This window comes from Halomonas sp. WWR20, from assembly GCF_054602495.1.
This window is the reverse complement of the sequence record NZ_JBTRHR010000001.1, coordinates 393526-415486: the sequence shown is the minus strand read 5'-3', so window position 1 is coordinate 415486 and position 21961 is coordinate 393526. Positions and strand designations below refer to the sequence as shown.

27 protein-coding genes are annotated in these 21961 nt (G+C 60.5%); 16 read left to right on the top strand and 11 right to left on the bottom strand.

The features are described 5' to 3' along the window. Positions 1 to 8: 8 nt before the first annotated feature. The 9 genes from ptsN to ACW4DH_RS01915 all read right to left on the bottom strand — a co-directional run bounded on the left by ptsN (position 9) and on the right by ACW4DH_RS01915 (position 6896). A complete protein-coding gene (gene ptsN, locus ACW4DH_RS01955; protein ID WP_459634663.1) occupies positions 9 to 482 on the bottom strand; it encodes a PTS IIA-like nitrogen regulatory protein PtsN in 474 nt (157 codons plus the stop codon). A 9-nt stretch (positions 483 to 491) separates the two neighbouring features. Next, positions 492 to 800 carry a ribosome hibernation-promoting factor, HPF/YfiA family gene (hpf, locus tag ACW4DH_RS01950; RefSeq protein ID WP_459634662.1) on the bottom strand — a complete coding sequence of 103 codons (309 nt, stop codon included), beginning with the start codon at positions 798 to 800 and terminating at the stop codon, positions 492 to 494. 83 nt (positions 801 to 883) lie between these two features. Then, complete coding sequence (locus ACW4DH_RS01945; protein WP_459634661.1) at positions 884 to 2314, bottom strand: RNA polymerase factor sigma-54; 1431 nt, start codon at positions 2312 to 2314, stop codon at positions 884 to 886. A gap of 161 nt (positions 2315 to 2475) precedes the next feature. Continuing rightward, complete coding sequence (gene lptB / locus ACW4DH_RS01940; protein ID WP_459634660.1) at positions 2476 to 3201, bottom strand: LPS export ABC transporter ATP-binding protein; 726 nt, start codon at positions 3199 to 3201, stop codon at positions 2476 to 2478. A 65-nt stretch (positions 3202 to 3266) separates the two neighbouring features. Next, positions 3267 to 3782 carry a lipopolysaccharide transport periplasmic protein LptA gene (gene lptA, locus ACW4DH_RS01935; protein WP_459634659.1) on the bottom strand — a complete coding sequence of 172 codons (516 nt, stop codon included), beginning with the start codon at positions 3780 to 3782 and terminating at the stop codon, positions 3267 to 3269. Continuing rightward, a complete protein-coding gene (gene lptC, locus ACW4DH_RS01930) occupies positions 3779 to 4360 on the bottom strand; it encodes an LPS export ABC transporter periplasmic protein LptC (protein ID WP_459634925.1) in 582 nt (193 codons plus the stop codon). The genes lptA and lptC overlap by 4 nt, the downstream gene beginning before the upstream one ends. An 8-nt stretch (positions 4361 to 4368) precedes the next feature. Beyond that, positions 4369 to 4917 (bottom strand): KdsC family phosphatase, encoded by a 549-nt coding sequence (locus tag ACW4DH_RS01925; RefSeq protein ID WP_459634658.1) that lies wholly within the window; start codon positions 4915 to 4917, stop codon positions 4369 to 4371. Between the two features lie 13 nt (positions 4918 to 4930). Continuing rightward, complete coding sequence (locus ACW4DH_RS01920; RefSeq protein WP_459634657.1) at positions 4931 to 5911, bottom strand: KpsF/GutQ family sugar-phosphate isomerase; 981 nt, start codon at positions 5909 to 5911, stop codon at positions 4931 to 4933. Between the two features lie 31 nt (positions 5912 to 5942). Then, a complete protein-coding gene (locus ACW4DH_RS01915) occupies positions 5943 to 6896 on the bottom strand; it encodes a calcium/sodium antiporter (RefSeq protein ID WP_459634656.1) in 954 nt (317 codons plus the stop codon). Between the two features lie 130 nt (positions 6897 to 7026). Here ACW4DH_RS01915 and ACW4DH_RS01910 point away from each other — a divergent pair, with 130 nt between their 5' ends. The 9 genes from ACW4DH_RS01910 (at position 7027) to hisD (ending at position 13886) form a co-directional block, all read left to right on the top strand. After that, entirely contained in the window at positions 7027 to 7842 is an 816-nt protein-coding gene (locus ACW4DH_RS01910) for an ABC transporter ATP-binding protein (RefSeq protein WP_459634655.1), read from the top strand. Continuing rightward, positions 7839 to 8621 carry a lipid asymmetry maintenance ABC transporter permease subunit MlaE gene (gene mlaE / locus ACW4DH_RS01905; RefSeq protein ID WP_459634654.1) on the top strand — a complete coding sequence of 261 codons (783 nt, stop codon included), beginning with the start codon at positions 7839 to 7841 and terminating at the stop codon, positions 8619 to 8621. The genes ACW4DH_RS01910 and mlaE overlap by 4 nt, the downstream gene beginning before the upstream one ends. Then, positions 8618 to 9082 carry an outer membrane lipid asymmetry maintenance protein MlaD gene (gene mlaD / locus ACW4DH_RS01900; protein ID WP_459634653.1) on the top strand — a complete coding sequence of 155 codons (465 nt, stop codon included), beginning with the start codon at positions 8618 to 8620 and terminating at the stop codon, positions 9080 to 9082. Before mlaE ends, mlaD begins: the two co-directional genes overlap by 4 nt. Positions 9083 to 9099: 17 nt before the next feature. Continuing rightward, on the top strand, positions 9100 to 9756 hold the full coding sequence (locus tag ACW4DH_RS01895; RefSeq protein WP_459634652.1) for an MlaC/ttg2D family ABC transporter substrate-binding protein: 657 nt from the start codon (positions 9100 to 9102) through the stop codon (positions 9754 to 9756). Continuing rightward, positions 9753 to 10106, top strand: coding sequence for an STAS domain-containing protein (locus ACW4DH_RS01890; RefSeq protein WP_459634651.1), 354 nt, complete (start codon positions 9753 to 9755; stop codon positions 10104 to 10106). Before ACW4DH_RS01895 ends, ACW4DH_RS01890 begins: the two co-directional genes overlap by 4 nt. A 137-nt stretch (positions 10107 to 10243) precedes the next feature. Beyond that, positions 10244 to 10498, top strand: a complete 255-nt coding sequence (locus tag ACW4DH_RS01885; protein WP_459634650.1) for a BolA family protein — start codon at positions 10244 to 10246, stop codon at positions 10496 to 10498. Between the two features lie 11 nt (positions 10499 to 10509). Continuing rightward, positions 10510 to 11772, top strand: coding sequence for a UDP-N-acetylglucosamine 1-carboxyvinyltransferase (gene murA, locus ACW4DH_RS01880; RefSeq protein WP_459634649.1), 1263 nt, complete (start codon positions 10510 to 10512; stop codon positions 11770 to 11772). Between the two features lie 115 nt (positions 11773 to 11887). Beyond that, a complete protein-coding gene (hisG, locus tag ACW4DH_RS01875; protein WP_459634648.1) occupies positions 11888 to 12544 on the top strand; it encodes an ATP phosphoribosyltransferase in 657 nt (218 codons plus the stop codon). Between the two features lie 25 nt (positions 12545 to 12569). Continuing rightward, complete coding sequence (hisD, locus tag ACW4DH_RS01870; protein ID WP_459634647.1) at positions 12570 to 13886, top strand: histidinol dehydrogenase; 1317 nt, start codon at positions 12570 to 12572, stop codon at positions 13884 to 13886. 84 nt (positions 13887 to 13970) lie between these two features. On the opposite strand, the gene ACW4DH_RS01865 is transcribed toward hisD, so the two are convergent. Further along, complete coding sequence (locus tag ACW4DH_RS01865) at positions 13971 to 15182, bottom strand: Do family serine endopeptidase (RefSeq protein ID WP_459634646.1); 1212 nt, start codon at positions 15180 to 15182, stop codon at positions 13971 to 13973. Between the two features lie 104 nt (positions 15183 to 15286). Between ACW4DH_RS01865 and ACW4DH_RS01860 the strand changes: the two genes are divergently transcribed. Next, positions 15287 to 16045: a Nif3-like dinuclear metal center hexameric protein gene (locus ACW4DH_RS01860; RefSeq protein WP_459634645.1), complete on the top strand. Its 759-nt coding sequence runs from the start codon at positions 15287 to 15289 to the stop codon at positions 16043 to 16045. A 92-nt stretch (positions 16046 to 16137) separates the two neighbouring features. Here the strand turns inward: ACW4DH_RS01860 and ACW4DH_RS01855 are convergent, their stop codons facing one another. Then, positions 16138 to 16590 (bottom strand): Z-ring associated ZapG family protein, encoded by a 453-nt coding sequence (locus ACW4DH_RS01855; RefSeq protein ID WP_459634644.1) that lies wholly within the window; start codon positions 16588 to 16590, stop codon positions 16138 to 16140. Positions 16591 to 16798: 208 nt separating this feature from the next. On the opposite strand from ACW4DH_RS01855, the gene zapE reads away from it, so the two are divergent. From zapE to ACW4DH_RS01825, 6 genes are all read left to right on the top strand, one after another. Next, positions 16799 to 17971 carry a cell division protein ZapE gene (zapE, locus tag ACW4DH_RS01850; RefSeq protein ID WP_459634643.1) on the top strand — a complete coding sequence of 391 codons (1173 nt, stop codon included), beginning with the start codon at positions 16799 to 16801 and terminating at the stop codon, positions 17969 to 17971. A 186-nt stretch (positions 17972 to 18157) separates the two neighbouring features. Further along, the gene (rplM, locus tag ACW4DH_RS01845; protein WP_459634642.1) at positions 18158 to 18586 is read left to right on the top strand and encodes a 50S ribosomal protein L13; all 429 of its coding nucleotides are present in this window, start codon (positions 18158 to 18160) and stop codon (positions 18584 to 18586) included. 14 nt (positions 18587 to 18600) lie between these two features. Then, positions 18601 to 18990 carry a 30S ribosomal protein S9 gene (gene rpsI / locus ACW4DH_RS01840; protein WP_459634641.1) on the top strand — a complete coding sequence of 130 codons (390 nt, stop codon included), beginning with the start codon at positions 18601 to 18603 and terminating at the stop codon, positions 18988 to 18990. A gap of 228 nt (positions 18991 to 19218) precedes the next feature. Beyond that, positions 19219 to 19815: a ubiquinol-cytochrome c reductase iron-sulfur subunit gene (gene petA / locus ACW4DH_RS01835; RefSeq protein WP_459634640.1), complete on the top strand. Its 597-nt coding sequence runs from the start codon at positions 19219 to 19221 to the stop codon at positions 19813 to 19815. Beyond that, positions 19815 to 21074, top strand: a complete 1260-nt coding sequence (locus ACW4DH_RS01830) for a cytochrome b (RefSeq protein WP_459634639.1) — start codon at positions 19815 to 19817, stop codon at positions 21072 to 21074. The genes petA and ACW4DH_RS01830 overlap by 1 nt, the downstream gene beginning before the upstream one ends. Continuing rightward, positions 21074 to 21844: a cytochrome c1 gene (locus ACW4DH_RS01825; protein WP_459634638.1), complete on the top strand. Its 771-nt coding sequence runs from the start codon at positions 21074 to 21076 to the stop codon at positions 21842 to 21844. The genes ACW4DH_RS01830 and ACW4DH_RS01825 overlap by 1 nt, the downstream gene beginning before the upstream one ends. Positions 21845 to 21961: the final 117 nt, after the last annotated feature.

Below are 21961 nucleotides of genomic sequence, written 5' to 3'. Positions count from 1 at the left end.
CGCGATCCTTAACTGCCGGGTTCGGGTTGCCGGATCGCATGGATCAGGATGTCATACAGTTCGCGCTGGCTCTGTGCCTTGCGCAGCCTCGTCCGGGTCGAGGCATCGTTCATGATTCCGGCAACCTGGGCCAATAGCGACAGATGCGTATCATCGGCCTGCTCGGGTACCAGCAGAACGAAGAGAAGATCCACGGGTTCGCCGTCGATGGCGTCGAAATCGATAGGCTGCTGCAGGCGCAGAAAACCGGCAATCGGGTTTTTGCAGTGCGGGTTGCGCGCATGGGGGATGGCGACACCGTTACCGATGCCGGTACTGCCCAGACGCTCTCGGCCGATCAGGCGGCTGAAGACTTCCTGACTGTCGAGGCTGGGCGTGTTCTGAGCGATAAAGGTGCTGAAGAATTCCAGCACCCTTTTTTTGCTTCCCCCGGTCACATCGAACAGCGTGCGCTCGGGGGGCAGGATGTTTTCCAATGTCATGGTAGGGAGCTAGCGGGCGTCGGTGCCTTGGGCACGGGCCTGAGCTTTTTCCTTGTGTTTGACCAATTGGCGATCGAGCTTGTCGGCCAGGGCGTCGATGGCGGCGTACATGTCATTGTCCTGCGCGTCGGCATGCAGATCTGCACCGGCTACATGGAGCGTGCAAGCGGCTTGCTGGCGTTCCTTTTCAACGGAAAGCATCACATGAGCGAGAGTGATGTTGTCATAGTGACGTTCCATTCGGGCGAGCTTTTCGTTCATATAGTTACGCAGGGCGTCACTCACTTCAACATGATGGCCGGTGATATTGACTTGCATGGCACGCTCCTTTTCCAACGGGTGCGATTTGATTGTAATCCTTTTTATGCTGCTGCATACCCCTGCGCTCGGGTTGAGCCACGTCAGGCGAGACGCTTGCGTTCGCTGGAAGGGGGGATGCCCATCGCTTCGCGGTACTTGGCGATTGTACGACGTGCAACCTGGATGCCATCCTCCGCCAGCAAGTCGACGAGTTTGCTATCGGAGAGGGGCTTGCGTGGCGGCTCGTCCCCGATCAGCTTTTTCAGACGCGCGCGAATCGCGGTGCTGGAATGGGCGTCGCCTTCTCCTCCCACGCCGCCCACATGACTGGAAAAGAAATATTTGAGCTCGAAGACGCCGCGTGGGGTATGGATGAATTTCTGCGTGGTCACCCGGGAAATCGTCGATTCGTGCATGTCCACCGTCTGGGCGATATCGGCGAGCACCAGCGGTTTCATGGCCTCTTCGCCGAGGGTCAGGAAGTCGAACTGGCGGGTCATGATCTCGCGTCCCACCTTGAGCAGGGTGTCGTTGCGACTGGACAGGCTCTTGAGCAGCCAGCGGGCTTCCTGGAGATGCTGCTTCATGAAAGTATTGTCGTCGCTTTTGTCGGCGCGTTTGATCAGGGCGGCATAATCGGGCTGGATGCGCACCCTGGGCAGCGCTTCGGGGTTGAGCTCGATGCGCCAGCCCTCCCGGCTATGACGGGCCACCAGGTCGGGGATGACATAGGCGCTGCCACTATCGTCAAAGCCCTGTCCCGGACGCGGGTCCAGCGTGCGGATCATGGCGATGACCGCGTCGAGTTCGTCATCCTCCAGGCGTAGCCGTCGCTTGAGCTGCTTGCGGTCATTGCTGGCCAGCACGTCGAGGAACTGTCGCACCAGGCGCTTGGCCTGGGGCAGCAATGGCGTGTTCTCGGGCAGGTTGCCAAGCTGCAGCAACAGGCATTCACGAAGATCCCGGGCGCAGATGCCGGTAGGGTCGAACTGTTGTATGTGCATCAGCACATGCTCGACATCGCTGAGTCTGAGGCCGCTGAGCCCTTGATCCCGCAAGCCTTCCGTCAACTCGTCCAAGGGCGCGTTGAGATAGCCATCGTTGCCCACGGCATCGATCAGGCTCTCGGCAATCAGTCGATCCCGGTCCGAAAAGTCGGTCATCGCCAGTTGCCAGTTCAGGTGATCCCGCAGGCTCATGCTGGTGGCGTTACGTTCGAAGTCCGGCCCGTCCTCGCTGCTGCCCGAAGATCCGCTTGCAGGAGCTACGTCCTGATAGGTGTCCGACCATTCGCTGTCCAGGGCAAGCTCCTCGGGAATGTCGCTTGCCCAGTCGTCTTCCGGAGTTTCGAGGGTTTCCTGTTCGCCAAACGCCTCGTCGAGCTCCAGCATGGGGTTGGATTCCAGGGCCTGCTGAATTTCCTGGCGCAGGTCCAATGTCGAAAGCTGAAGGAGCTGAATCGCCTGCTGGAGCTGAGGGGTCATGGTCAGCTGAGTGCCGACACGAAGCTGCAGCGTAGGTTTCATGGCCATGGTGATGAAGGGTCACTTGCCGCTAATGAATAACCTACGTTATCTGCGCGGAGCATGACTTGCAAGTGGGTAAGCAACAATCATGCCATGATCGTCGGAGTTGTTGCATGTCGTTGACCGCTAGCGTATAGGCGTCAAGCTGGCGACGCTTGGAGAGCGCATTAGAGCCGGAATTCGTGACCCAGGTAGACATCGCGTACGCGCTGATTGGCAAGGATCGCCTCGGTGCGGCCTTCGGCAATAATGCGCCCATCGCCTACGATGTAGGCGTTATCGCAAATATCCAGCGTTTCGCGAACGTTATGATCGGTAATCAACACGCCGATATCGCGATCCCTCAACTGGCGAATGATGCTCTTGATCTCGCCCACCGAAATGGGGTCGACGCCGGCAAAGGGTTCATCGAGCAGGATGAATGCCGGCTCGGTGGCAAGCGCCCGGGCAATCTCCACCCGTCGCCGCTCGCCTCCTGACAGGCTCATGCCTAGGTTGTTGCGAATATGACCGATATGAAACTCCTCGAGCAGCTCTTCGAGGCGTGCCTTGCGGTCGCTTTTGCCGAGATCGGAGCGGGTCTCGAGGATGGCCATGATATTGTCCGCCACCGACAGCTTGCGGAAAATCGAGGCTTCCTGGGGCAGGTAGCCGATACCGGCCCGGGCGCGCTTATGCATGGCGGCTCGCGAGAGGTCCTGGTCATCGATACGCACGTCGCCGGCATCGGCGCGGACCAGGCCGACAATCATATAGAAGGAGGTGGTCTTGCCGGCGCCGTTGGGACCCAGCAAGCCGACAATACTGCCTTGGCGGATGGTCAGGCTGATGTCGTGGACCACCCGGCGGCCCTTGTAGCTCTTGGCCAGATTGGCGGCGCTCAGGGTCTTCATGAGAGGTTCCTTGTCAGAGGCTCGTGAGGCTGCCATGCCGATAGGGGGCGACAGGCAGCGTCGGACTATTGCTGCTGAGGCGTAAGCGTCATGCGTACGCGTTGACGGTCGGTTCCCTGGGCATCAGAGCGGGCCTCAACCTGACGCTGGTCGAGAAAGTATTCCACGTAGGCGCCGTTGAAGGTGTCGCCGCCCTGGTGGAGTTCGGCCTGGTTGACGAGTTCCACCCGACGCTCGCCGGCATGATAGATAATGGTCTTGCCCCAGCCCTTGACGACAGGCTCCTGAGGCGCCGGCTGCTGTTCGAGATAAGCGCGATCGGCGCTATCGGTGGCGGTGACCTGGGTGACTTCGCCGCTATCGTTGCGCTGGATCTCGACGCGTTCGGCGCGCAGCTTCATGCTGCCCTGTTGCATATCGACATTACCGCTGTAGACGGCCGTACCTTGAATGTCGTTGAGTTCCAGGCGGTCCGCGGCGATCTCGATGGGCGCGCTGGCATCTCCCTCGAGAGCAAAAGCGGGGGCCGAGATGAAGCCCAGCAGGGCAAACGTCAAGACGGCGATGAAAGTTCGAATCATGAGGGATCCTCGGCAAGCGGTGGATGATGACCGCGCACGTTGCCTGTCAGGCGCATGCGCTCTTCATTGATCCAGGCATCGAAGCGTTCGCCGCTCACGCGCTGGTCGTGCTGATGTAGCGTGGCTTCGCTATCGCTCCAGGCATGCGCCTCGACGCTGTCGTAGTGCAGGGTCTGCGTGTCGAGCCGCCAGCCCTCTTCGGGTTGCTGCAGGCGAGCCTGGCCTTCGAGGGTGAGATGTCGGCCATCAGGGCCGAGTCGTCCATGTTCGCCGCTGGCGACCCAGACACGTGACTGGGCGTCGAGCAGGCGCGCTTGGGGACTGACGGTGCGGATCACGTCGTCGATGGGGGTATGCACGAGCCGGGGAGTCTCGAGGCGCTGATAAGGCTGGCCCTGGTTATCGAAGCGCGTCAGCGTGACCCCTTCGAGAAAGTAGTCGGGCTCACCGGCTTCGTCGCTGGGGACCGGCCCTGGGCGCATGGCGTCGCGCTGTTCGAACACGGCGAGCACGGCGCCGAGCGCGACCAGTATCAAGGCCAGCCACACGCGGGAACGCAGGCGGGGGGAGAACCGCATCTTCACGATCAGCCTCGAAGCTGGCCGTGGAGGTAGGTATCGAGCACCGAGGCCCAATGACCCTGCGCTTCGAGCAGCAGGTCGCAAATCTCGCGGACCGCGCCATGGCCGCCATGCCGTTCGGTGACCCAGGCGGCGTTCTGGCGAACGTACTGCGGCGCATTGGGCACACTGATACCCAGGCCGACACGGCAGATGGCGGCGAGGTCGGGAAGGTCGTCACCGCAATAGGCGATCTGGGGCATTTCCAGGCCCAGCGTGTGGCGTAGCTCCGTCAGGGCGGCAAGCTTGTCGGAACGACTCTGCACGACATGCTCGATACCCAGTTCATCGGCGCGACGGCTCACCATGGAGGATTCGCGGCCGGTAATCAGAGCGACATGCATACCGCTCTGGCGCAGCAGCTTGAGGCCTTGGCCATCGAGGATGTTGAATGCCTTGAGCTCCTGCCCGTCGGCTTGGAAATACAGGGTGCCATCCGTCATGACGCCGTCCACATCCAGTACCAGTAGGCGGATCTGGCGGGCTTTGTCGAGTAAGCGGGTGTCCTGAGCCATGAATTCCTTCTCCTTAGATGACGCCGTGGGTCAGCAGGTCGTGCATATGCAGGGCGCCGACGGGGCGCTCCTGATCATCGACGACCGCCAGGGCAGTGATTCGGTGATCTTCCATTATACGCACCGCTTCGGCGGCCAGTAGTTCGGGGCGGATGGTTCTGCCGCCACGCGTCATGACCTCGTCCACCCTCAGGGTGCGCAAGTCGGCATGCTGATCCAGCGTACGCCGCAAGTCGCCATCGGTATAGACGCCGGCCAGATGGCCCTGATCATCCACCACGCAGGTGAACCCCAACCCCTTGCGGGTGATTTCCAGCAGGGCGTCACGTAGTGGACTGCCCAATGCCACGCTCGGCAGGCGCTCGCCGGTATGCATGAGATCTTCCACTTTGAGCAGCAGGCGACGTCCCAGCGAGCCGCCGGGGTGGGAAAGGGCGAAGTCCTCGGCGGTAAAGCCGCGGGCCTCGAGCAGGGCCACTGCGAGAGCATCGCCGAGTGCCAGCGCGGCGGTTGTCGATGACGTCGGCGCCAGATCCAGCGGACAGGCTTCACGCTCGACGCCGGCATCGAGGTGGGCATCGGCATGCCGAGCCAGTGTCGATCCGGGGCGGCCGGTCATGCTGATCAGTGGCGCGCCCATGCGTTTGAGCAGCGGTAACAGCGCCGTCACTTCGCCGGTCTCGCCGGAATTGGACAGCGCCAGTACCACATCCTTGGGCGTGATCATGCCCAGGTCGCCATGGCTGGCCTCCCCGGGGTGAACGAAAAAGGCCGGGGTGCCGGTGCTGGCCAGCGTGGCGGCGATCTTGCGCGCGACATGGCCGGACTTTCCCATGCCGGTAACCACGACCCGCCCCTGGCAGGCTAGCGCCAGGTGGCAGGCGCGATCGAAATCCTCGGACAGCTTGGCAATCAGCGCGGCGATGGCCTGCTGTTCGAGCGTCAGCGTGCGCCGTGCGCTGGCGCGAAAGTCGTAATCGGTCATTATGCTCATGGGGTGATTGTTGCCTCTTGCGATGGCTGGCTCAAGTGCCCTGGTCTTGCGGGATGGCGCCTAGCACAAGAAGGGTCGTGTAGCCCAGGTAAGCCAGCAGCAATATGCTACCGGTGGGCCTGCCCAGCGAGGCATGCCGGCGCATGATCAGGACGACGGCAAGCAGCAGCGTCAGTCCGAGCATCATCGGATAGTCGCGCGTAAGCGCCTGGGAATCGGTGGGCCCCGGAGCCAGCAGGGCTGGCACGGGAAGCACGATAAGCATATTGAACAGGTTGGAACCTATGATGTTGCCGATCGCAATGTCGTGCTGTCGCTTGAGGGCGCTGGCCACGCTGGCGGCGAGTTCCGGAAGGCTGGTGCCGATGGCGACCACGGTAAGCCCGATCACCAGATCGCTGACGCCAAAGGCCGAGGCGACGTTGGAGGCGCCCCAGACCAGCAGGCGCGAGCTGAGCGACAGCAGCACCAGGCCGACGATCAGCCATGTCAGGGCGCGTCCCGGCCCCATGTCCGGCACATGCTCCTCAGTCCCGGCAGCGCTGTCGGTGCGGATCAGCCACCATAGGCTGATACCCAGCATCGCCAGTAATGCGATGCCATCGACAATGCCCAGTCTCCCATTCAGGAGGACGATGCCCGCCAGTAGGGTTGCCACCATCAGCAGGGGCAGCTCTCGCCGTACGAGTGAGACGTGAACGGGAATCGGCGCCACCAGCGCGGTGGCGCCAAGCACCAGCCCGAGGTTGGCAATGTTGGAGCCCAGAGCGTTGCCGGTCGCCAGGTTGGGCTTATCGGACAGCGCAGCCATCAGCGACACCAGAATTTCCGGAGCGGACGTGCCGATGGACACCACCGTCAATCCCACCAGCAATTTACTCATGCCGGCACGATGCGCAGTAGCTGCGGCGCCTTCCACGAAGCGATCCGCACTCCAGATCAGGCCCAGCAGGCCGACGATGATCGCAACCAGTGAAAGCAGCATGCAAGTCCATCAATAGGCGAATGGGCGTTCATTAAACGCATCGAGCGATGGGGATGCAAGGTAAATGCTGGCGAGCAAGATGGGGTTAGGATACGATGTTCGATAATTTTTGATTGAGAGCAGGAGCCGTATGGACGACCCGGTACTGGTCGAGATCGAGGGATTGCACTATGCCCGCGGCGAGAACGAGATCTTCCGCGGCGTCGATCTGCGCATACCATTGGGCAAGATTACCGCCATCATGGGGCCCAGCGGGACGGGCAAGACCACGTTGCTCAAGCTTATCGGCGGTCAGCTGGTGCCCGATGCGGGAAGTGTGCGTATCGATGGGCATGATGTCCACCGGCTGTCGCGGCGAGCGCTATTTCGCTTACGCCGGCGCATGGGCATGCTGTTTCAAAGCGGGGCGCTCTTCTCGGATCTCAGCGTGTTCGAGAACGTGGCCTTTCCGATCAGGGTGCATACCGACCTGTCGGAAGCCATGATTCGTGACATCGTACTGATGAAGCTGCAGGCGGTGGGATTACGCGGGGCGCGCGATCTGATGCCGTCCGAGCTGTCCGGCGGCATGGCTCGCAGGGTGGCGCTGGCGCGCGCAGTGGCGCTTGACCCGGAGTTGATTCTCTACGATGAGCCCTTCGTGGGACAGGACCCGATTTCCATGGGGGTGCTGGTGCAGCTGATCAAACGTGTCAATCAGGCGCTGGGGCTGACCGCCATCGTAGTGTCTCATGATATCAAGGAGACCCTGACGATTGCCGATTACGTCTACATAATCGCCGATGGGCAGGTCATGGCCCATGGCACGCCCGAAACGCTCAATGTGAATGCAGATGCACGCGTCAAGCAGTTTGTGCATGGCGAGCCTGACGGGCCGGTGCCGTTCCACTATCCGGCGCCCGATTTCTATTCCGATATCCTGTCGACAGGGAGTAGACGGCCATGATGCGGCGTGTCGCCTCGCTGGGGCGCGGTACCCTGGAGTTCTTGTATGCCCTGGGGCGGGCAGGAATGTTTCTGGCCCAGGCTGCCCTCTCGATTCCCTCGCGCGAGGGGTGGCATCTCTGGCTGCGCCAGATGCACTTCGTCGGCGTCATGTCGCTGGCAATCGTTCTGGTCTCGGGGCTGTTCATCGGCATGGTTCTGGCCCTGCAGGGGTTCACGATTCTGGAGGGGTTCGGGGCCGAAGACGCACTGGGGCAAATGGTTGCCCTGTCGCTGCTGCGTGAACTGGGGCCGGTCGTTGCGGCGCTGTTGTTTGCCGGGCGAGCGGGTTCGGCGCTAACCGCCGAAATCGGCTTGATGAAAGCCACCGAGCAGTTGAGCAGCATGGAAATGATCGGTGTCGACCCGTTGCGGCGTATCGTGGCGCCACGCCTATGGGCGGGTTTCGTGTCATTGCCCCTGCTGACCGTGGGGTTCAGCGTTGTCGGTATCTGGGGCGGCTATCTGGTGGGCGTGCAATGGCTGGGCGTCTTCGAAGGCTCCTACTGGAGCAACATGCAGGACAGCGTCGATTTCTTCGATGATGTAATGAACGGTATGGCAAAGAGCCTGGTGTTCGGGCTGGTGGTGACCTGGATTGCAGTATTCCAGGGTTATGACCTGATCCCGACATCGGAGGGTATATCCCGGGCCACGACGCGTACTGTGGTCTATGCCTCGCTGGCGGTGCTCGGACTGGATTTCGTGCTGACCGCGCTGATGTTTGGAGAACTTGGATGAAGCGCAGCAAGATGATGGAGTTTGGGGTCGGCGTATTCATGCTGGCGGGGATCCTGGGGCTGGTGTTTCTCGGCTTGCGTGTCAGCGGCCTGGGACTAGGCCTGCCCGAGGAAACGTTTACCCTGCACGCCAACTTCGCCAATATCGGTGGCTTGAAGGCACGCTCCCGAGTGACCATGTCGGGTGTGACGGTAGGGCGCGTGACGTCGATCGAGCTTGATCCGGAATGGTACGATGCCCGCGTCACGATGGAACTGGATGGCGATCTGGAAAACAAGCTGTCGCGCGACACCACGGCTGCGATTCTGACCGCCGGGCTACTGGGCGAGCAGTATATCGGCTTGAGCGTGGGCGGAGACCCGGAAACCCTCGAGGATGGAGACACTGTGCGCGATACTCAGAAGGCGCTTGTCCTGGAGGAACTCATCCAGCAATTCGTGTCCGGAATGGTTCAGGAATGACATCTCAAGGAGGCAACATGACCCAGTTTCCATCGGTTGCATGGCGTCGCGTACTGCTGGCGCTGATCGCCTGTCTGACGTTGACGTCTCTGACAGCCCATGCTCAGCAATCCCCCGAGCAGCTGATTCGCGAGAACGTCGATGCCTTGATGGCAAAGCTTGAAGGGCGCCAGAATTATTATGTCGAGCATGAGGATGAGCTCCGGGCCCTGGTCGACGAAAGTCTTAGAGACGTTGCCGACTTTCGCTACATCGGCGCCAGCGTCATGGGACGCTATTTCCGCAATGCCACCCCCGAGCAGCGCTCACGCTTCGTCGACACCTTTCGTCAGACCTTGATTAATACGTACGCCAAGGGGCTGGTGACGTTCGACTACGACACCTTGCGTGTGCTGGATAACGAGCAGGGCAGCCGGTACGAGGATCAGGCCAGCGTGGCGATGGAAGTGGTCTCCACCAGCGGGGAGGTTTACCCGGTCAGTTACACCTTGCGCCAGCAGGATGGCGAGTGGCGGGTCGTCAATGTCATCGTCAACGGTATCAATCTGGGACTGACCTTCCGCAACCAGTTCGACCAGGCAATGCGTGACAACAACCGGGATATCGATGCGGTGATCGCCAACTGGTCGCCGGAAGTGGCTACCGAGGAGCTGGAGCAGGGCGGTCAGCAATGAGTGTGCTGCTGGATCGTGAGGACGGTCGTCTGGAGGTGTGTGACGACTGCCGGCTGACGGTCAGCGGCGAGGCGGATTTCGAGACCGCGGCACCGCTGGCCGCTGCCGGTAACGAGTGGCTCAGAAAGCAATCGGCCTCAACGCATGTGACGCTCGACCTCACCGGAGTTGAGAGAGCCAGTAGCGCGGTGCTCAGTGTGTTATTGGAGTGGATACGTACCGCCAAGACGCACGGGGTGACCATCGCCTCGGTCTCGTTATCGGCCCCCTTGGCGAGGCTGGCCGCCATTGCCGAACTCGAATGCCTGCTGCCAGGCAACAAGACGCCTACGGATGCTGAGCCTGCCTGATCCGGGTGAATTTTCATGTCGTCGAGACGGGCGTCGCCAGAGGCGCCCGTTTTCCTTTACTATAGGCATCCTTTTTTAGTTTAGTGCGCGGATGTGTTGCGGTGCATTCGTGTCGTTTACAGGAGTCATCACGATCCATGCAACCTAATGATGTCAAGACGCTGCTAGAGTCTCGTATCGATGATTGTCAGTTCCATATCCAGGGGGAGGGCTGCAATTTCCAAGTCATCGCGGTGGGCGAGGTGTTCTCTGGCCTGACCCCGGTGAAGCGTCAGCAGCTGATTTACGGTGCGCTTTCCGAAGAGATTGCCAGTGGTGAGCTACATGCCGTAAGCATCAAGACCTATACCCCGGAACAGTGGGAAAAGGCGCCCGAAAACGCCAGCACCTAAAGCGGAACGTCATGGACAAGTTGATCATCACCGGCAACGGGCCTCTCGATGGTGAGGTTTGGGCAAGCGGGGCCAAGAATTCCGCATTGCCGATTCTGGCTGCCACGCTGCTGGCGGACGAGCCGGTTATTATCGGTAACCTGCCCCACCTGCAGGATATTACGACTACCCTCGAGCTGTTGGGCCGGATGGGGGTCGAGCCCGTGATGGGCGAGAGAATGAGTATCCAGCTCGATGGCTCTCAGGTGCGGGATTGCCACGCGCCTTATGAGCTGGTCAAGAAGATGCGTGCCTCGATCCTGGTGTTGGGGCCGCTGCTCGCTCACTTCGGTTCCGCCGATGTCTCGCTTCCGGGCGGATGTGCTATCGGTACCCGCCCCGTGGACCTGCACATTCGCGGTCTCGAGGCGATGGGAGCCGAGATTCTTGTCGAAGGCGGCTATATTCGGGCGCGCGTCGAGGGTCGGCTCAAGGGCGCGCATATCGTCCTGGATACCGTCACCGTCACCGGAACCGAGAATCTATTGATGGCGGCCACCCTGGCCGAGGGCACCACGATTCTTGAGAATGCGGCGCGCGAGCCCGAGGTGGTGGACCTGGCGGAGTGCTTGATCGCGATGGGTGCCAATATTCGGGGGCATGGCAGCGCGACTATCGTCATCGAGGGAGTCAAGCGCCTGCATGGCTGTCATTACGATGTGATGCCCGACCGCATCGAGACCGGTACGTTTCTGGTGGCAGCGGCGGCGACCAGAGGCCGGGTTCGGGTGCGCAAGACGCGCGCCGATATTCTCGAGGCGGTGCTGGTCAAGCTGGAGGAGGCCGGGGCCTCGGTTACCAGTGGCGACGATTGGATCGAGCTGGACATGCACGGACGGCGTCCCAAGGCCGTCAATATTCGCACCGCGCCATACCCGGCCTTTCCCACCGACATGCAGGCGCAGTTCGTGGCGCTGAACGCTGTCGCCGAGGGAACGGGCACGGTGGTGGAAACCATATTCGAAAATCGCTTCATGCATGTTCAGGAGCTTGGCCGAATGGGTGCGAGGATCGCGCTTGAAGGCAACACGGCGATCGTCACCGGTGTGGCGCACTTGTCCGGCGCGCCGGTCATGGCCACCGATCTGCGCGCCTCGGCAAGCCTGGTCGTGGCGGCGATGATGGCCGAGGGGGAAACGCTGGTCGATCGTATCTACCATATCGACCGCGGGTATGAGTGTATTGAAGAGAAACTACAGTTACTGGGCGCTAAAATTCGTCGTGTGCCTGGCTAACCAACACGCCTGCCCGAGGGCATCGGCGTGACTGAAGCCACCGGCGAGTCCGGATAGGGAGTTTCCACGATGGGCCGTAAGTCACCAACATGCCGCCGAACTGCGATTGTGATCCATGAGTAAGCAACTGATTCTTGCCCTGTCCAAGGGCCGTATTCTGCAGGAAACCCTGCCGCTGCTGGCGGCTGCCGGCATCACACCGGCCGATGATTTCGGCAAGAGCCGCAAGCTGCTGTTCGATACCAACTTGCCGGACGTCAAGCTGGTGGTGATCCGTGCCACGGACGTGCCGACCTATGTTCAGCTGGGAGCCGCGGACTTGGGGGTGGCGGGCAAGGACGTGCTGCTTGAGCATGGCGCCGAGGGGCTCTACGAGCCGCTCGACCTGGACATTTCCCACTGTCGCCTGATGACGGCCGGTATTCAGGGCGCCCAGCCGGCACGGGCACGACGGCGTGTAGCGACGAAGTTCGTCAATGTGGCGCGCCGCTACTACGCCGAGCAGGGGATTCAGGCTGAAGTCATCAAGCTTTACGGTGCGATGGAGCTGGCGCCCTTGATGAATCTCGCCGATGAGATCGTCGATATTGTCGATACGGGGAATACCCTGCGTGCCAACGGCATGGAGCCGCGCGAGCTGATCGCCGACATCAGTACTCGTCTGGTGGTCAACAAGGCATCCATGACGATGAAACATGATCGCCTCAAACCCTTGCTCGCTCGCCTGAGCGACGCCGTGCAGGCGCGTCGCTCGAGGCGTGACGAGGCGTGACGCCAACAATGCTCAGGTGAATGCCATGACCCACAATTCTCCCCGTATCACGCGCCTTTCCACGCGCGATGACGATTTCGATGCTCGCCTCGACTCCCTGCTGTCGTGGGAGGGGGTCTCCGACGCGGAAGTGCAGCAGCGGGTACAGGAAATCCTGGCGGCCGTCAGGCAACGCGGCGATGCGGCGCTGATCGAGTATTCCAATCGTTTCGACCGGCTCGAGGTGTCGAGCATGGCCGAGCTGACCTTGAGCGCCGCAAGCCTGGAAGAGGCGTACGTGGGGTTGCCGAGTGAACAGCGCGAGGCTTTGTCGCAGGCTGCCGAGCGTATCCGCGATTATCATCAGCGGCAGAAACCCGAATCGTGGCAGTACACCGAGGCGGATGGCAGCGTGCTGGGGCAGAAAGTCACCCCGCTGGACCGGGCCGGGATCTATGTGCCGGGCGGCAAGGCGGCCTATCCGTCATCGGTGCTGATGAATGCCATTCCCGCCCACGTGGCTGGCGTCAAGGAAATCGTCATGGTGGTGCCGACCCCGGATGGCGTGCTCAACGAGCTGGTGCTGGCCGCCGCCTATCTGGCTGGGGTCGATCATGTCTTTACCGTGGGGGGCGCCCAGGCCATCGCGGCGCTGGCCTATGGCACCCAGAGCGTGCCGCGGGTGGACAAGATCGTCGGTCCCGGCAACATCTTCGTGGCCACGGCCAAGCGGGCGGTCTTCGGCCAGGTAGGGATCGACATGATTGCCGGTCCTTCGGAGATTCTCGTGGTCTCCGATGGAGAAACGGATCCCGAGTGGCTGGCCATGGATCTGTTTTCCCAGGCCGAGCACGATGAAGATGCCCAGGCGATCTTCGTGACCTGGGACGCGAATCACCTCGAAGCGGTGAGGGACGCCATCGCTCGCTTGTTGCCGACGCTGGAACGCGAGGCGATCGTTCGCACATCGCTTGAGCGCCGCGGTGCGCTGGTGTTGTGCCGTGACCGCGATGAAGCGATCGAGATAATCAACCGCATCGCGCCGGAACATCTTGAACTGTCGGTGGCCGATCCTGAGGCGATGGCGGATAACGTCCGGCATTCCGGGGCTATCTTCATGGGGCGCTACACGGCCGAAGCGCTGGGCGACTATTGCGCGGGACCCAATCACGTATTGCCGACCTCGGGAACGGCACGCTTTTCTTCGCCGCTGGGGGTCTACGATTTCCAGAAGCGCTCGTCACTGATTCACTGCTCGCCGGAAGGCGCTTCGCGTCTGGGGAAAATCGCTTCGGTACTCGCCCGGGGCGAGTCGCTGACGGCTCACGCGCGCTCGGCAGAGAATCGCATTCGCGAGTCCTGATTTCCCAAGCTTTCTATGAATCGACGTTTCGGCCCCGCAGGCAGTATCGCCTGCGGGGCCGAAACGTTGCACATCCCACGATTTCTAGGGGGTAGTAGAGAGCGCGGGGCGTTCACCGACCGTGACGGTGAAACTGTCAATTTCGCCATTGCGCATCACCTTCAGCGGCAACGAGGTGCCGGGCTCGATCTCTGCAATGTCGTTCATCGCCTCGCGAGCATCCACGATCGGCTGTTGGCCGATCTCGAGCAGCACGTCTCCCGTCTGCAAGCCGGCCTGCGCCGCCGGACCCTCGCTTTGTACGCTGGTGATCACCACGCCGCGTAGTGCATTGAGTCCGAACGATGCCGCCAGGTCGGGGGTCATTTCCTGGGCCTGGATTCCCAGCCAGCCGCGGATCACGCGCCCCCGGGTGACGATGGCGTCGAGGATTTCCCGGGCCAGATTGGCGGGTATGGCAAAGCCGATCCCTTGCGAGCCGCCCGAGCGTGAGAAGATGGCCGTGTTGATGCCGACCAGTGCGCCTTCGCTGTTGACCAGCGCGCCTCCCGAGTTACCGGGATTGATGGCGGCGTCGGTCTGGATGAAGTCCTCGTAGGCGTTCAGGCCCAGATGGTTGCGCCCCAGAGCGCTGATGATGCCCATCGTCACCGTCTGTCCGAAGCCGAAGGGGTTGCCGATGGCCAGGGCCACATCTCCCACGGCGGCCTGTTCCGAGTCGCCCAGGGCAATGACCGGTAGCTTGGGAAGATCGATCTTGAGCACGGCCAGATCGCTCTCGGGATCGCTTCCCACCAGTTTGGCGAGGGTTTCCCGCCCGTCGCGCAGGGCCACCTGGATTTCGTCGGCGCCGCGAATGACATGATGATTGGTCAGCACGTAGCCTTCGCGGCTGACGATGACCCCAGAGCCCAGACTGGACAGCATGCGCTGACGGCGGGGCATGTCATCATCGAAGAATTGATTGAAAAACGGATCCGACATCAGCGGGTGCTGCTCGCGTTCGACCATCCGCGACGAGTAGATGTTGACCACCGCAGGAGCCGCCTGTTCGACGGCCGAGGCATAGCTGGCAGGCCCCTGCTGCCTTCCCAGCACGGGGGCCTCGACAATATCGGGTGCCTCTTGAGATGCGGCGGGGGGAGGTGTTGTCGAGTAGGCGCCCTGCGGCGCCGATGTCGCTGGCTGCGGGGAAGGGGCGTTTCCCAGCAATCCGGGGAACAACTCGAGCAACACGATAGCCAGCAGAACACCGCTGATGATGGGCCAGACAAACGGCGCCCAGGGACGATGCATAAAGGATTCCTTGTCGACGGCGGGCGGGTCGATGGCTGCCGACACAGCCGTTACAATGAGGCCGAGTGTAACATCCCCTGTCACTTTGCGCCTGGAGAACCCCGATGATTGCACGCAACACCCTGCTTGAGGCTATTGACACGGAGCTGCAGCCGTCGCGCATCAAGGACTATACGATCAACGGTTTGCAGGTCGAGGGGCGCGAACGGATCGGACGGGTCCTCAGCGGTGTGACCGCCTGCCAGGCATTGCTGGACGAAGCCGTCGCCTGGCAGGCCGATACGGTACTCGTGCATCACGGTTACTTCTGGAAGAACGAACCCGTCGAAGTGATCGGCATGAAGCGCCGGCGTCTGGCAACCTTGCTGGCACACGATATCAATCTGCTGGCCTATCACTTGCCGCTGGATGTCCACGTCGGCCTGGGCAATAACGCCTGCCTGGGGCGTCAGCTGGGCTTTACGGTTGAAGGTTGCGCCGATGGCGAGCTGGGGCAAGGGTTGGTGTGGTTGGGTGCCCCGGATAGCGAGATGGACAGTACCGCTTTGGGCCGACGTATTCATGAGCGCTTGCAACGTGAGCCGTTGGTTATCGCCGGGCATGAGCGGGCGATTCGGCGCGTAGCGTGGTGTACGGGGGGAGCTCAGGACATGTTGAGCGCCGCCTGGCAGGCCGGTGCCGATGCGTTTATTTCGGGAGAGATTTCCGAGCGCACCACTCACATGGCCCGTGAGATGGGAATAACGTACGTGGCGGCCGGCCATCACGCTACCGAGCGTTATGGCGTCAAGGCACTGGGGGAGTGGCTGGCAGAACGTTTCGCCATCGAGCATCGGTTCGTCGATATCGACAACCCCGCTTGATAAGCACGCCAATTACGCAAGAGGCCACTTTGGAGTGGCCTCTTTTGATTTTTACAGGCTCATGTCAGGTGAGCAGGAGGATAGGCAAAGTCTCAGTAGCGCGGCGGGATATCCGGCTCGGTTTCCAGTTGGCGCCTGAGACCATAGTCTTCCGATAGCGTGCCCTGGTTGCCATCCGCATAGTCGCGTGGCACTTGGGGGGTAGTGGCGGCATCTGTCGTTTCGCTGTCCGGCTGGTTCTGCTGGTGCAGGCGACGCTTGAGTTGCAGGTCGTCACACAGGCGGTCGGCCCCCAGGGACAATTGCTGCTCGAGCTCCTGGCTCTGGCGCTGGATACTGGTGACCAGATCGGCTGCCTTGGCAAAATGATCGTTCAGTGCATCCTTGACCTGGCTGAGCTCAAGCTCGGTTTCGGCCAGCCGTTGGCGGACTTTCTGATTGCGTGCCACGTTGGCATTCAATAGATGGTATCCGAGTGCACCGATACCGATACCTGCAAGAAAGCAGGCAATGGCCAGGATCCAGTCGATGTTGCTCTCGTTCACTGCGCTCTCCTTGTGGTCACGGGTCAAGCACGGGAGCATCGCGTGCTCCTGCATGCGACCGGGCGTTGAGGCCCATTATATCGGTTCCGTTGTGTCCTGGGTCAAACATGAGTGGTGTCGACGTGTGCGGATGTCACGCTGCCATGATGCCAGGTGATGCGTATAATGAGCCAACATGTGATTGCAGCCCGAGGATCGTCTAGTTTCCATGAGTGCCACTACGCCACCCAGTACAGCCCAAGCCCCGACACCGTTGGAAAAATACCGGCAGGATCTGCAGCGGGACGATTTCCAGTATGACGCCGCGCAGGAGAACGCCGTCAAGCATCTGCAGCGGCTGTATGAGGCGCTGCTGCGCACTCCGAAGCCGACGCCGAGTGGCACTTCAAGCAATGGCCTCAAGTCGAAGGTGGCGGGGCTGTTCGGCAAGAAGAAGGGGCCGGAGCCGTTCGACGCGCCGCCGGCCGTCATGGGGCTGTATTTCTGGGGCGGCGTGGGACGGGGCAAGACGTACTTGGTCGACACGTTTTATGAGTCGCTGCCATTTCCCGACAAGATGCGTACGCATTTTCACCGCTTCATGCAGCGGGTACACAACGAGCTGACGCATTACAAGGGAGAAAAGAATCCACTGACACTGATCGCTGCCAAGTTTGCGGCGGAAGCGCGGGTGATCTGCTTCGACGAGTTCTTCGTCAAGGACATTACCGATGCGATGATTCTCGCCAACCTGCTCGAGGCGCTGTTCGCCCAGGGCGTCGTACTGGTGGCGACATCCAATATCGTGCCGGATGAACTGTACAAGGACGGCCTGCAGCGGGCGCGTTTCTTGCCGGCGATCGACCTGCTCAAGCGTCACTGCGAAGTGGTCAATGTCGATTCGGGCATCGACTACCGATTGCGAGCCCTCGAGCACGCTCAGATATTTCACTATCCCCTCGACGCCACGGCCGAAGCGGAACTGAAACAGAGCTTTTGTGCCATTGCCGGCAATTGGGGCGAAGGAGATGCCGAGATTCCCATCAATCATCGGGTGCTGCGGGCGCGGCGGCTGTATGAAGACGTGGTGTGGTTCGAATTTCGCGAACTGTGCGATGGGCCGCGTAGCCAGAACGACTATATCGAGCTGGCCCGGGAATTTCACACGGTATTGCTGTCGAATGTCCCGCAGATGGGCATACAAAAGGAAGATCAGGCTCGGCGCTTTCTCAATCTCGTCGATGAGTTCTACGATCGCGGTGTCAAGTTGCTGATGTCGGCCGAGGTGCCTGCCGAGTCGCTGTACACTCAGGGCAATCTGACGTTCGAGTTCAAGCGAACCCTGTCGCGTCTGCAGGAGATGCAGTCCAAGGAGTACTTGGCATTGCCGCATAAACCTTGAGCGGCGTCGCCTGACGGTAGGCGTGCCAGAGTGAATTACCCCTTAACGTTATTGGGATGGGCATGTATAATGCGCCCTCGCTCGACCGTTGCCTGGCCTACAGGCCAAGGCAACCAAGAAAAATAGGGACTGGTCCGACGCCGCAAGGTGTACGACCCAATCGATTTTTTATTTGGTGATTAACTCATGAAGACGTTCAGTGCTAAGCCGCAGTCCGTCCAGCGCGACTGGTATGTCGTCGACGCGACTGACAAGACGCTCGGTCGTCTGGCTACCGAGATTGCTCGCCGTCTGCGCGGCAAGCATAAGCCGGAATACACTCCGCATGTCGATACCGGCGATTACATCGTGGTCGTCAATGCGGAAAAAGTGCATGTGACCGGCAATAAGGCGCAGGCCAAGAATTACTATCGTCACACCGGCTACCCGGGTGGGTTGCGCACCATGTCCTTCGAAAAGATGATCGATCATGCGCCGCAGCGCGTTATCGAGTCTGCCGTGAAGGGTATGCTGCCGAAGGGACCGCTGGGTCGTGCCATGTATTCCAAGCTCAAGGTTTACGCCGGCACCGAACATCCGCACGCCGCGCAACAGCCGCAAGAATTGAACATCTGAGGGGTTTCTCCACCATGGCACAACAGTATTACGGTACCGGACGCCGCAAGACGTCTACCGCCCGTGTGTTCCTGAAGCCGGGCACCGGCAAGATTTCCATTAACAGCCGCGAGCTGGGCGAGTATTTCGGTCGCGTCACTGCGCAGATGGTTGTTCGTCAGCCACTGGAGTTGACGGAAACTACCGGTCAGTTTGATGTTTACATTACTGTCAAGGGTGGCGGCGGCTCTGCTCAAGCCGGTGCGATTCGTCACGGCATCACCCGGGCGTTGATGGATTACAACGAAGAGTTGCGTAAGCCTTTACGTGCCGCCGGTTATGTCACGCGTGACGCTCGTGAAGTTGAGCGTAAGAAAGTGGGTCTTCGCAAAGCTCGTCGGCGTCCGCAGTTCTCCAAGCGTTAAGACAGCCGCTTCAAGCATGCGACAGCGCGCCCAGACTCGACAGAGTCTGGGCGCTTTTTTTTATGAGCGTTCAATGACTTGTGTCAAGCTTGCCGCTGCAGGAACGGCGGCTTCGTCTTGTTTTGATAGGCGCGTTTTCTTACCATAATTTCCTTACCATGAGCAGCATTTTGTATCCGGGCGTGCGTCGGCTTGCGCATCCGGTAAGTTGACTGGAGAAACCAAAGAATGACAAACAACGGCGTAAACAAAGGGCGACGCCGTTTCCTCGTTGGTGCCACTACCGTAGTCGGTGCGGTGGGCGCTGTCGGGGCGGCGGTCCCCTTTGTGGCTTCCTGGCAGCCAAGTGCCAGGGCATTGGCCGCTGGCGCTCCGGTAAGGGCGGATATTTCCAAGCTGGACGATGGGCAGCAGGTGACCGTCGAATGGCGTGGACGTCCAATCTGGGTGCTCAAGCGCAGCCCGGAAATGATTGAGCAGACTCAGAGTATCGACCCCGACCAGCTACGTGATCCTGACTCCGAGGCCGCGCAACAACCGGCCTATGCCGGCGGGCCGCTACGCTCGATCAAGCCCGAAGTCGGGGTGTTTATCGGTATCTGCACCCACCTTGGCTGCGTACCGACGTACCGCCCCGAACCGGGAGCTGCCGATCTCGGCGGCGACTGGCCGGGCGGCTATTTCTGCCCCTGCCATGGCTCGCGCTACGATCTGGCTGGGCGCGTATTCACCGGCGTACCTGCTCCGCTGAATCTGGAAGTTCCGCCACACAGATACGATAGCGACAACATCATTGTTGTCGGTGAAGACGAGGAGGCGGCCTGATGGGTAATCCGAATCGCGCTAAGGCGGAAAAAGGCTTCATGCGCTGGGTCGATGATCGCTTCCCCGCCACCCAGATGTGGAAGGAACACCTGGCCGAATACTACGCCCCGAAGAATTTCAATGTCTGGTACTTCTTCGGCTCGTTGGCCATGCTGGTGCTGGTCAATCAGTTATTGACCGGGGTATGGCTCACCATGAGCTTCAATCCCAGCGCCGAAGGGGCCTTTGCCTCCGTCGAATACATCATGCGTGATGTGGAGTACGGCTGGCTGATCCGTTACATGCATTCCACCGGAGCATCGGCCTTCTTCGTGGTGGTCTATCTGCACATGTTCCGGGCCATGCTCTACGGTTCCTACAAGGCGCCGCGCGAGCTGGTGTGGATCTTCGGCATGTGTATCTATCTGGCGCTGATGGCCGAAGCCTTCATGGGCTACCTGTTGCCCTGGGGGCAGATGTCCTACTGGGGCGCGCAGGTCATCATCTCGCTGTTTTCCGCGATTCCCGTCATCGGAGACGACCTCTCCCAATGGGTGCGTGGCGACTTCCTGATTTCCGGAATTACCCTGAACCGCTTCTTCGCGCTGCATGTCGTGGCATTGCCTATCGTGATTCTCGGCCTGGTGGTGCTTCACTTGATTGCGCTGCACGAGGTGGGGTCCAACAACCCCGACGGTATCGACATCAAGGCCATGAAGGATGAAGCCGGCAAGCCGCTTGATGGCATTCCGTTCCATCCTTACTACACCGTCAAGGATATCGTCGGGGTCGCCGTCTTCCTGTTCGTCTTCTGCGTAGTGATTTTCTACTTCCCCGAGGGGGGCGGTTACTTTATCGAGCAGCCCAACTTCGAGCCGTCCAATCCGCTGAAGACGCCTGAACATATCGCACCGGTATGGTACTTCACGCCCTTCTACGCCATGTTGCGTGCGGTGACCTTCGACTTCCTCGGCCTCGATTCCAAGTTCTGGGGCGTGGTGGTGATGGGGGCCGCTATTGCGATCCTGTTCGTGCTGCCGTGGCTGGATCGTTCTCCGGTCAACTCCATGCGCTACAAGGGCTGGATTTCAAAGCTGATGCTGCTGCTGTTCGCAGTCAGTTTCGTGGTGCTGGGAGTATTAGGCACGTTGCCGGCGACCGGAACCCGGACGCTGATTGCCCAGATCGCCACACTGGTGTATTTCGCCTTTTTCGTATTGATGCCGTTCTACACCAGGTTCGAGAAGACCAAAATCGTTCCGAAAAGGGTGACTGGCTAATGAAAAAGCGACTATTTGCACTGTTGTTCGCACTGGTGCCCTTTTCTGCGCTGGCCGCGGAAGGTGGTCATGCCCATCTGGAAAGCATGACCCCCGATCTGCATGATCAGGCCTCTCTGCAGCGTGGGATGAAGATGTTCGTCAATTACTGCATGGGATGCCACTCCCTGCAGTATCAGCGTTTCGCGCGTGCTGCGGAGGATCTGGATATCCCTCAGGAATTGGTGACGGAAAACCTGATTTTCTCCGAGGATCTGGCCTTTAACGACCAGATGCGCAACGCCATGCATGCCGAAGACGCCGCCAACTGGTTCGGTGCGCCGCCGCCGGACCTGACTCTGGAGGCGCGTCTGCGCGGCACGGACTGGATTTATACTTATCTACAGAGCTTCTATCGCGATCCCGACCGTCCATGGGGCGTCAATAACGCCGTATTCCCCGATGTCGGAATGCCCAACGTGCTGGAACCGTTGCAGGGGGTCCAGGAGATCGTCTGTGCCAGCACCACAAAGGCGATGCCTGAGGCAGAGCTGGACCCGCTATCGGGGCTTTACAAGTCGTGTAACGTCTTGCAGGTGACCGAGCCGGGGCAGATGGAGCCGGAAGAGTTTGAGCGGACGGCATATGATCTGACCAATTTCTTGGCGTATGTTGGCGAGCCCTCTAGATTGAAAGCAGAGTCTTTAGGGCCTAAAGTGCTGATTTTTTTGGTCATCTTTGGTGTAATCGCCTATCTGCTCAAGCGTGAGTACTGGCGCGACGTTCACTGACGGCGTAGTCGGAAGGTAAAAGGCGTACGGCTGTTCGGGCCGTACGCCTTTGTGTGTTTACTGTGTGGCGCTTTGGGGGCAGCGTTTGTGTATCGCTCACTCAGACGACAAGAGCGC

Coding starts and splice junctions, on each gene's coding strand:
- ptsN (WP_459634663.1), bottom strand. CDS start 482: ATGACATTGGAAAACATCCTGCCCCCCGAGCGCACGCTGTTCGATGTG.
- hpf (WP_459634662.1), bottom strand. CDS start 800: ATGCAAGTCAATATCACCGGCCATCATGTTGAAGTGAGTGACGCCCTG.
- ACW4DH_RS01945 (WP_459634661.1), bottom strand. CDS start 2,314: ATGGCCATGAAACCTACGCTGCAGCTTCGTGTCGGCACTCAGCTGACC.
- lptB (WP_459634660.1), bottom strand. CDS start 3,201: ATGAAGACCCTGAGCGCCGCCAATCTGGCCAAGAGCTACAAGGGCCGC.
- lptA (WP_459634659.1), bottom strand. CDS start 3,782: ATGATTCGAACTTTCATCGCCGTCTTGACGTTTGCCCTGCTGGGCTTC.
- lptC (WP_459634925.1), bottom strand. CDS start 4,360: ATGCGGTTCTCCCCCCGCCTGCGTTCCCGCGTGTGGCTGGCCTTGATA.
- ACW4DH_RS01925 (WP_459634658.1), bottom strand. CDS start 4,917: ATGGCTCAGGACACCCGCTTACTCGACAAAGCCCGCCAGATCCGCCTA.
- ACW4DH_RS01920 (WP_459634657.1), bottom strand. CDS start 5,911: ATGAGCATAATGACCGATTACGACTTTCGCGCCAGCGCACGGCGCACG.
- ACW4DH_RS01915 (WP_459634656.1), bottom strand. CDS start 6,896: ATGCTGCTTTCACTGGTTGCGATCATCGTCGGCCTGCTGGGCCTGATC.
- ACW4DH_RS01910 (WP_459634655.1), top strand. CDS start 7,027: ATGGACGACCCGGTACTGGTCGAGATCGAGGGATTGCACTATGCCCGC.
- mlaE (WP_459634654.1), top strand. CDS start 7,839: ATGATGCGGCGTGTCGCCTCGCTGGGGCGCGGTACCCTGGAGTTCTTG.
- mlaD (WP_459634653.1), top strand. CDS start 8,618: ATGAAGCGCAGCAAGATGATGGAGTTTGGGGTCGGCGTATTCATGCTG.
- ACW4DH_RS01895 (WP_459634652.1), top strand. CDS start 9,100: ATGACCCAGTTTCCATCGGTTGCATGGCGTCGCGTACTGCTGGCGCTG.
- ACW4DH_RS01890 (WP_459634651.1), top strand. CDS start 9,753: ATGAGTGTGCTGCTGGATCGTGAGGACGGTCGTCTGGAGGTGTGTGAC.
- ACW4DH_RS01885 (WP_459634650.1), top strand. CDS start 10,244: ATGCAACCTAATGATGTCAAGACGCTGCTAGAGTCTCGTATCGATGAT.
- murA (WP_459634649.1), top strand. CDS start 10,510: ATGGACAAGTTGATCATCACCGGCAACGGGCCTCTCGATGGTGAGGTT.
- hisG (WP_459634648.1), top strand. CDS start 11,888: ATGAGTAAGCAACTGATTCTTGCCCTGTCCAAGGGCCGTATTCTGCAG.
- hisD (WP_459634647.1), top strand. CDS start 12,570: ATGACCCACAATTCTCCCCGTATCACGCGCCTTTCCACGCGCGATGAC.
- ACW4DH_RS01865 (WP_459634646.1), bottom strand. CDS start 15,182: ATGCATCGTCCCTGGGCGCCGTTTGTCTGGCCCATCATCAGCGGTGTT.
- ACW4DH_RS01860 (WP_459634645.1), top strand. CDS start 15,287: ATGATTGCACGCAACACCCTGCTTGAGGCTATTGACACGGAGCTGCAG.
- zapE (WP_459634643.1), top strand. CDS start 16,799: ATGAGTGCCACTACGCCACCCAGTACAGCCCAAGCCCCGACACCGTTG.
- rplM (WP_459634642.1), top strand. CDS start 18,158: ATGAAGACGTTCAGTGCTAAGCCGCAGTCCGTCCAGCGCGACTGGTAT.
- rpsI (WP_459634641.1), top strand. CDS start 18,601: ATGGCACAACAGTATTACGGTACCGGACGCCGCAAGACGTCTACCGCC.
- petA (WP_459634640.1), top strand. CDS start 19,219: ATGACAAACAACGGCGTAAACAAAGGGCGACGCCGTTTCCTCGTTGGT.
- ACW4DH_RS01830 (WP_459634639.1), top strand. CDS start 19,815: ATGGGTAATCCGAATCGCGCTAAGGCGGAAAAAGGCTTCATGCGCTGG.
- ACW4DH_RS01825 (WP_459634638.1), top strand. CDS start 21,074: ATGAAAAAGCGACTATTTGCACTGTTGTTCGCACTGGTGCCCTTTTCT.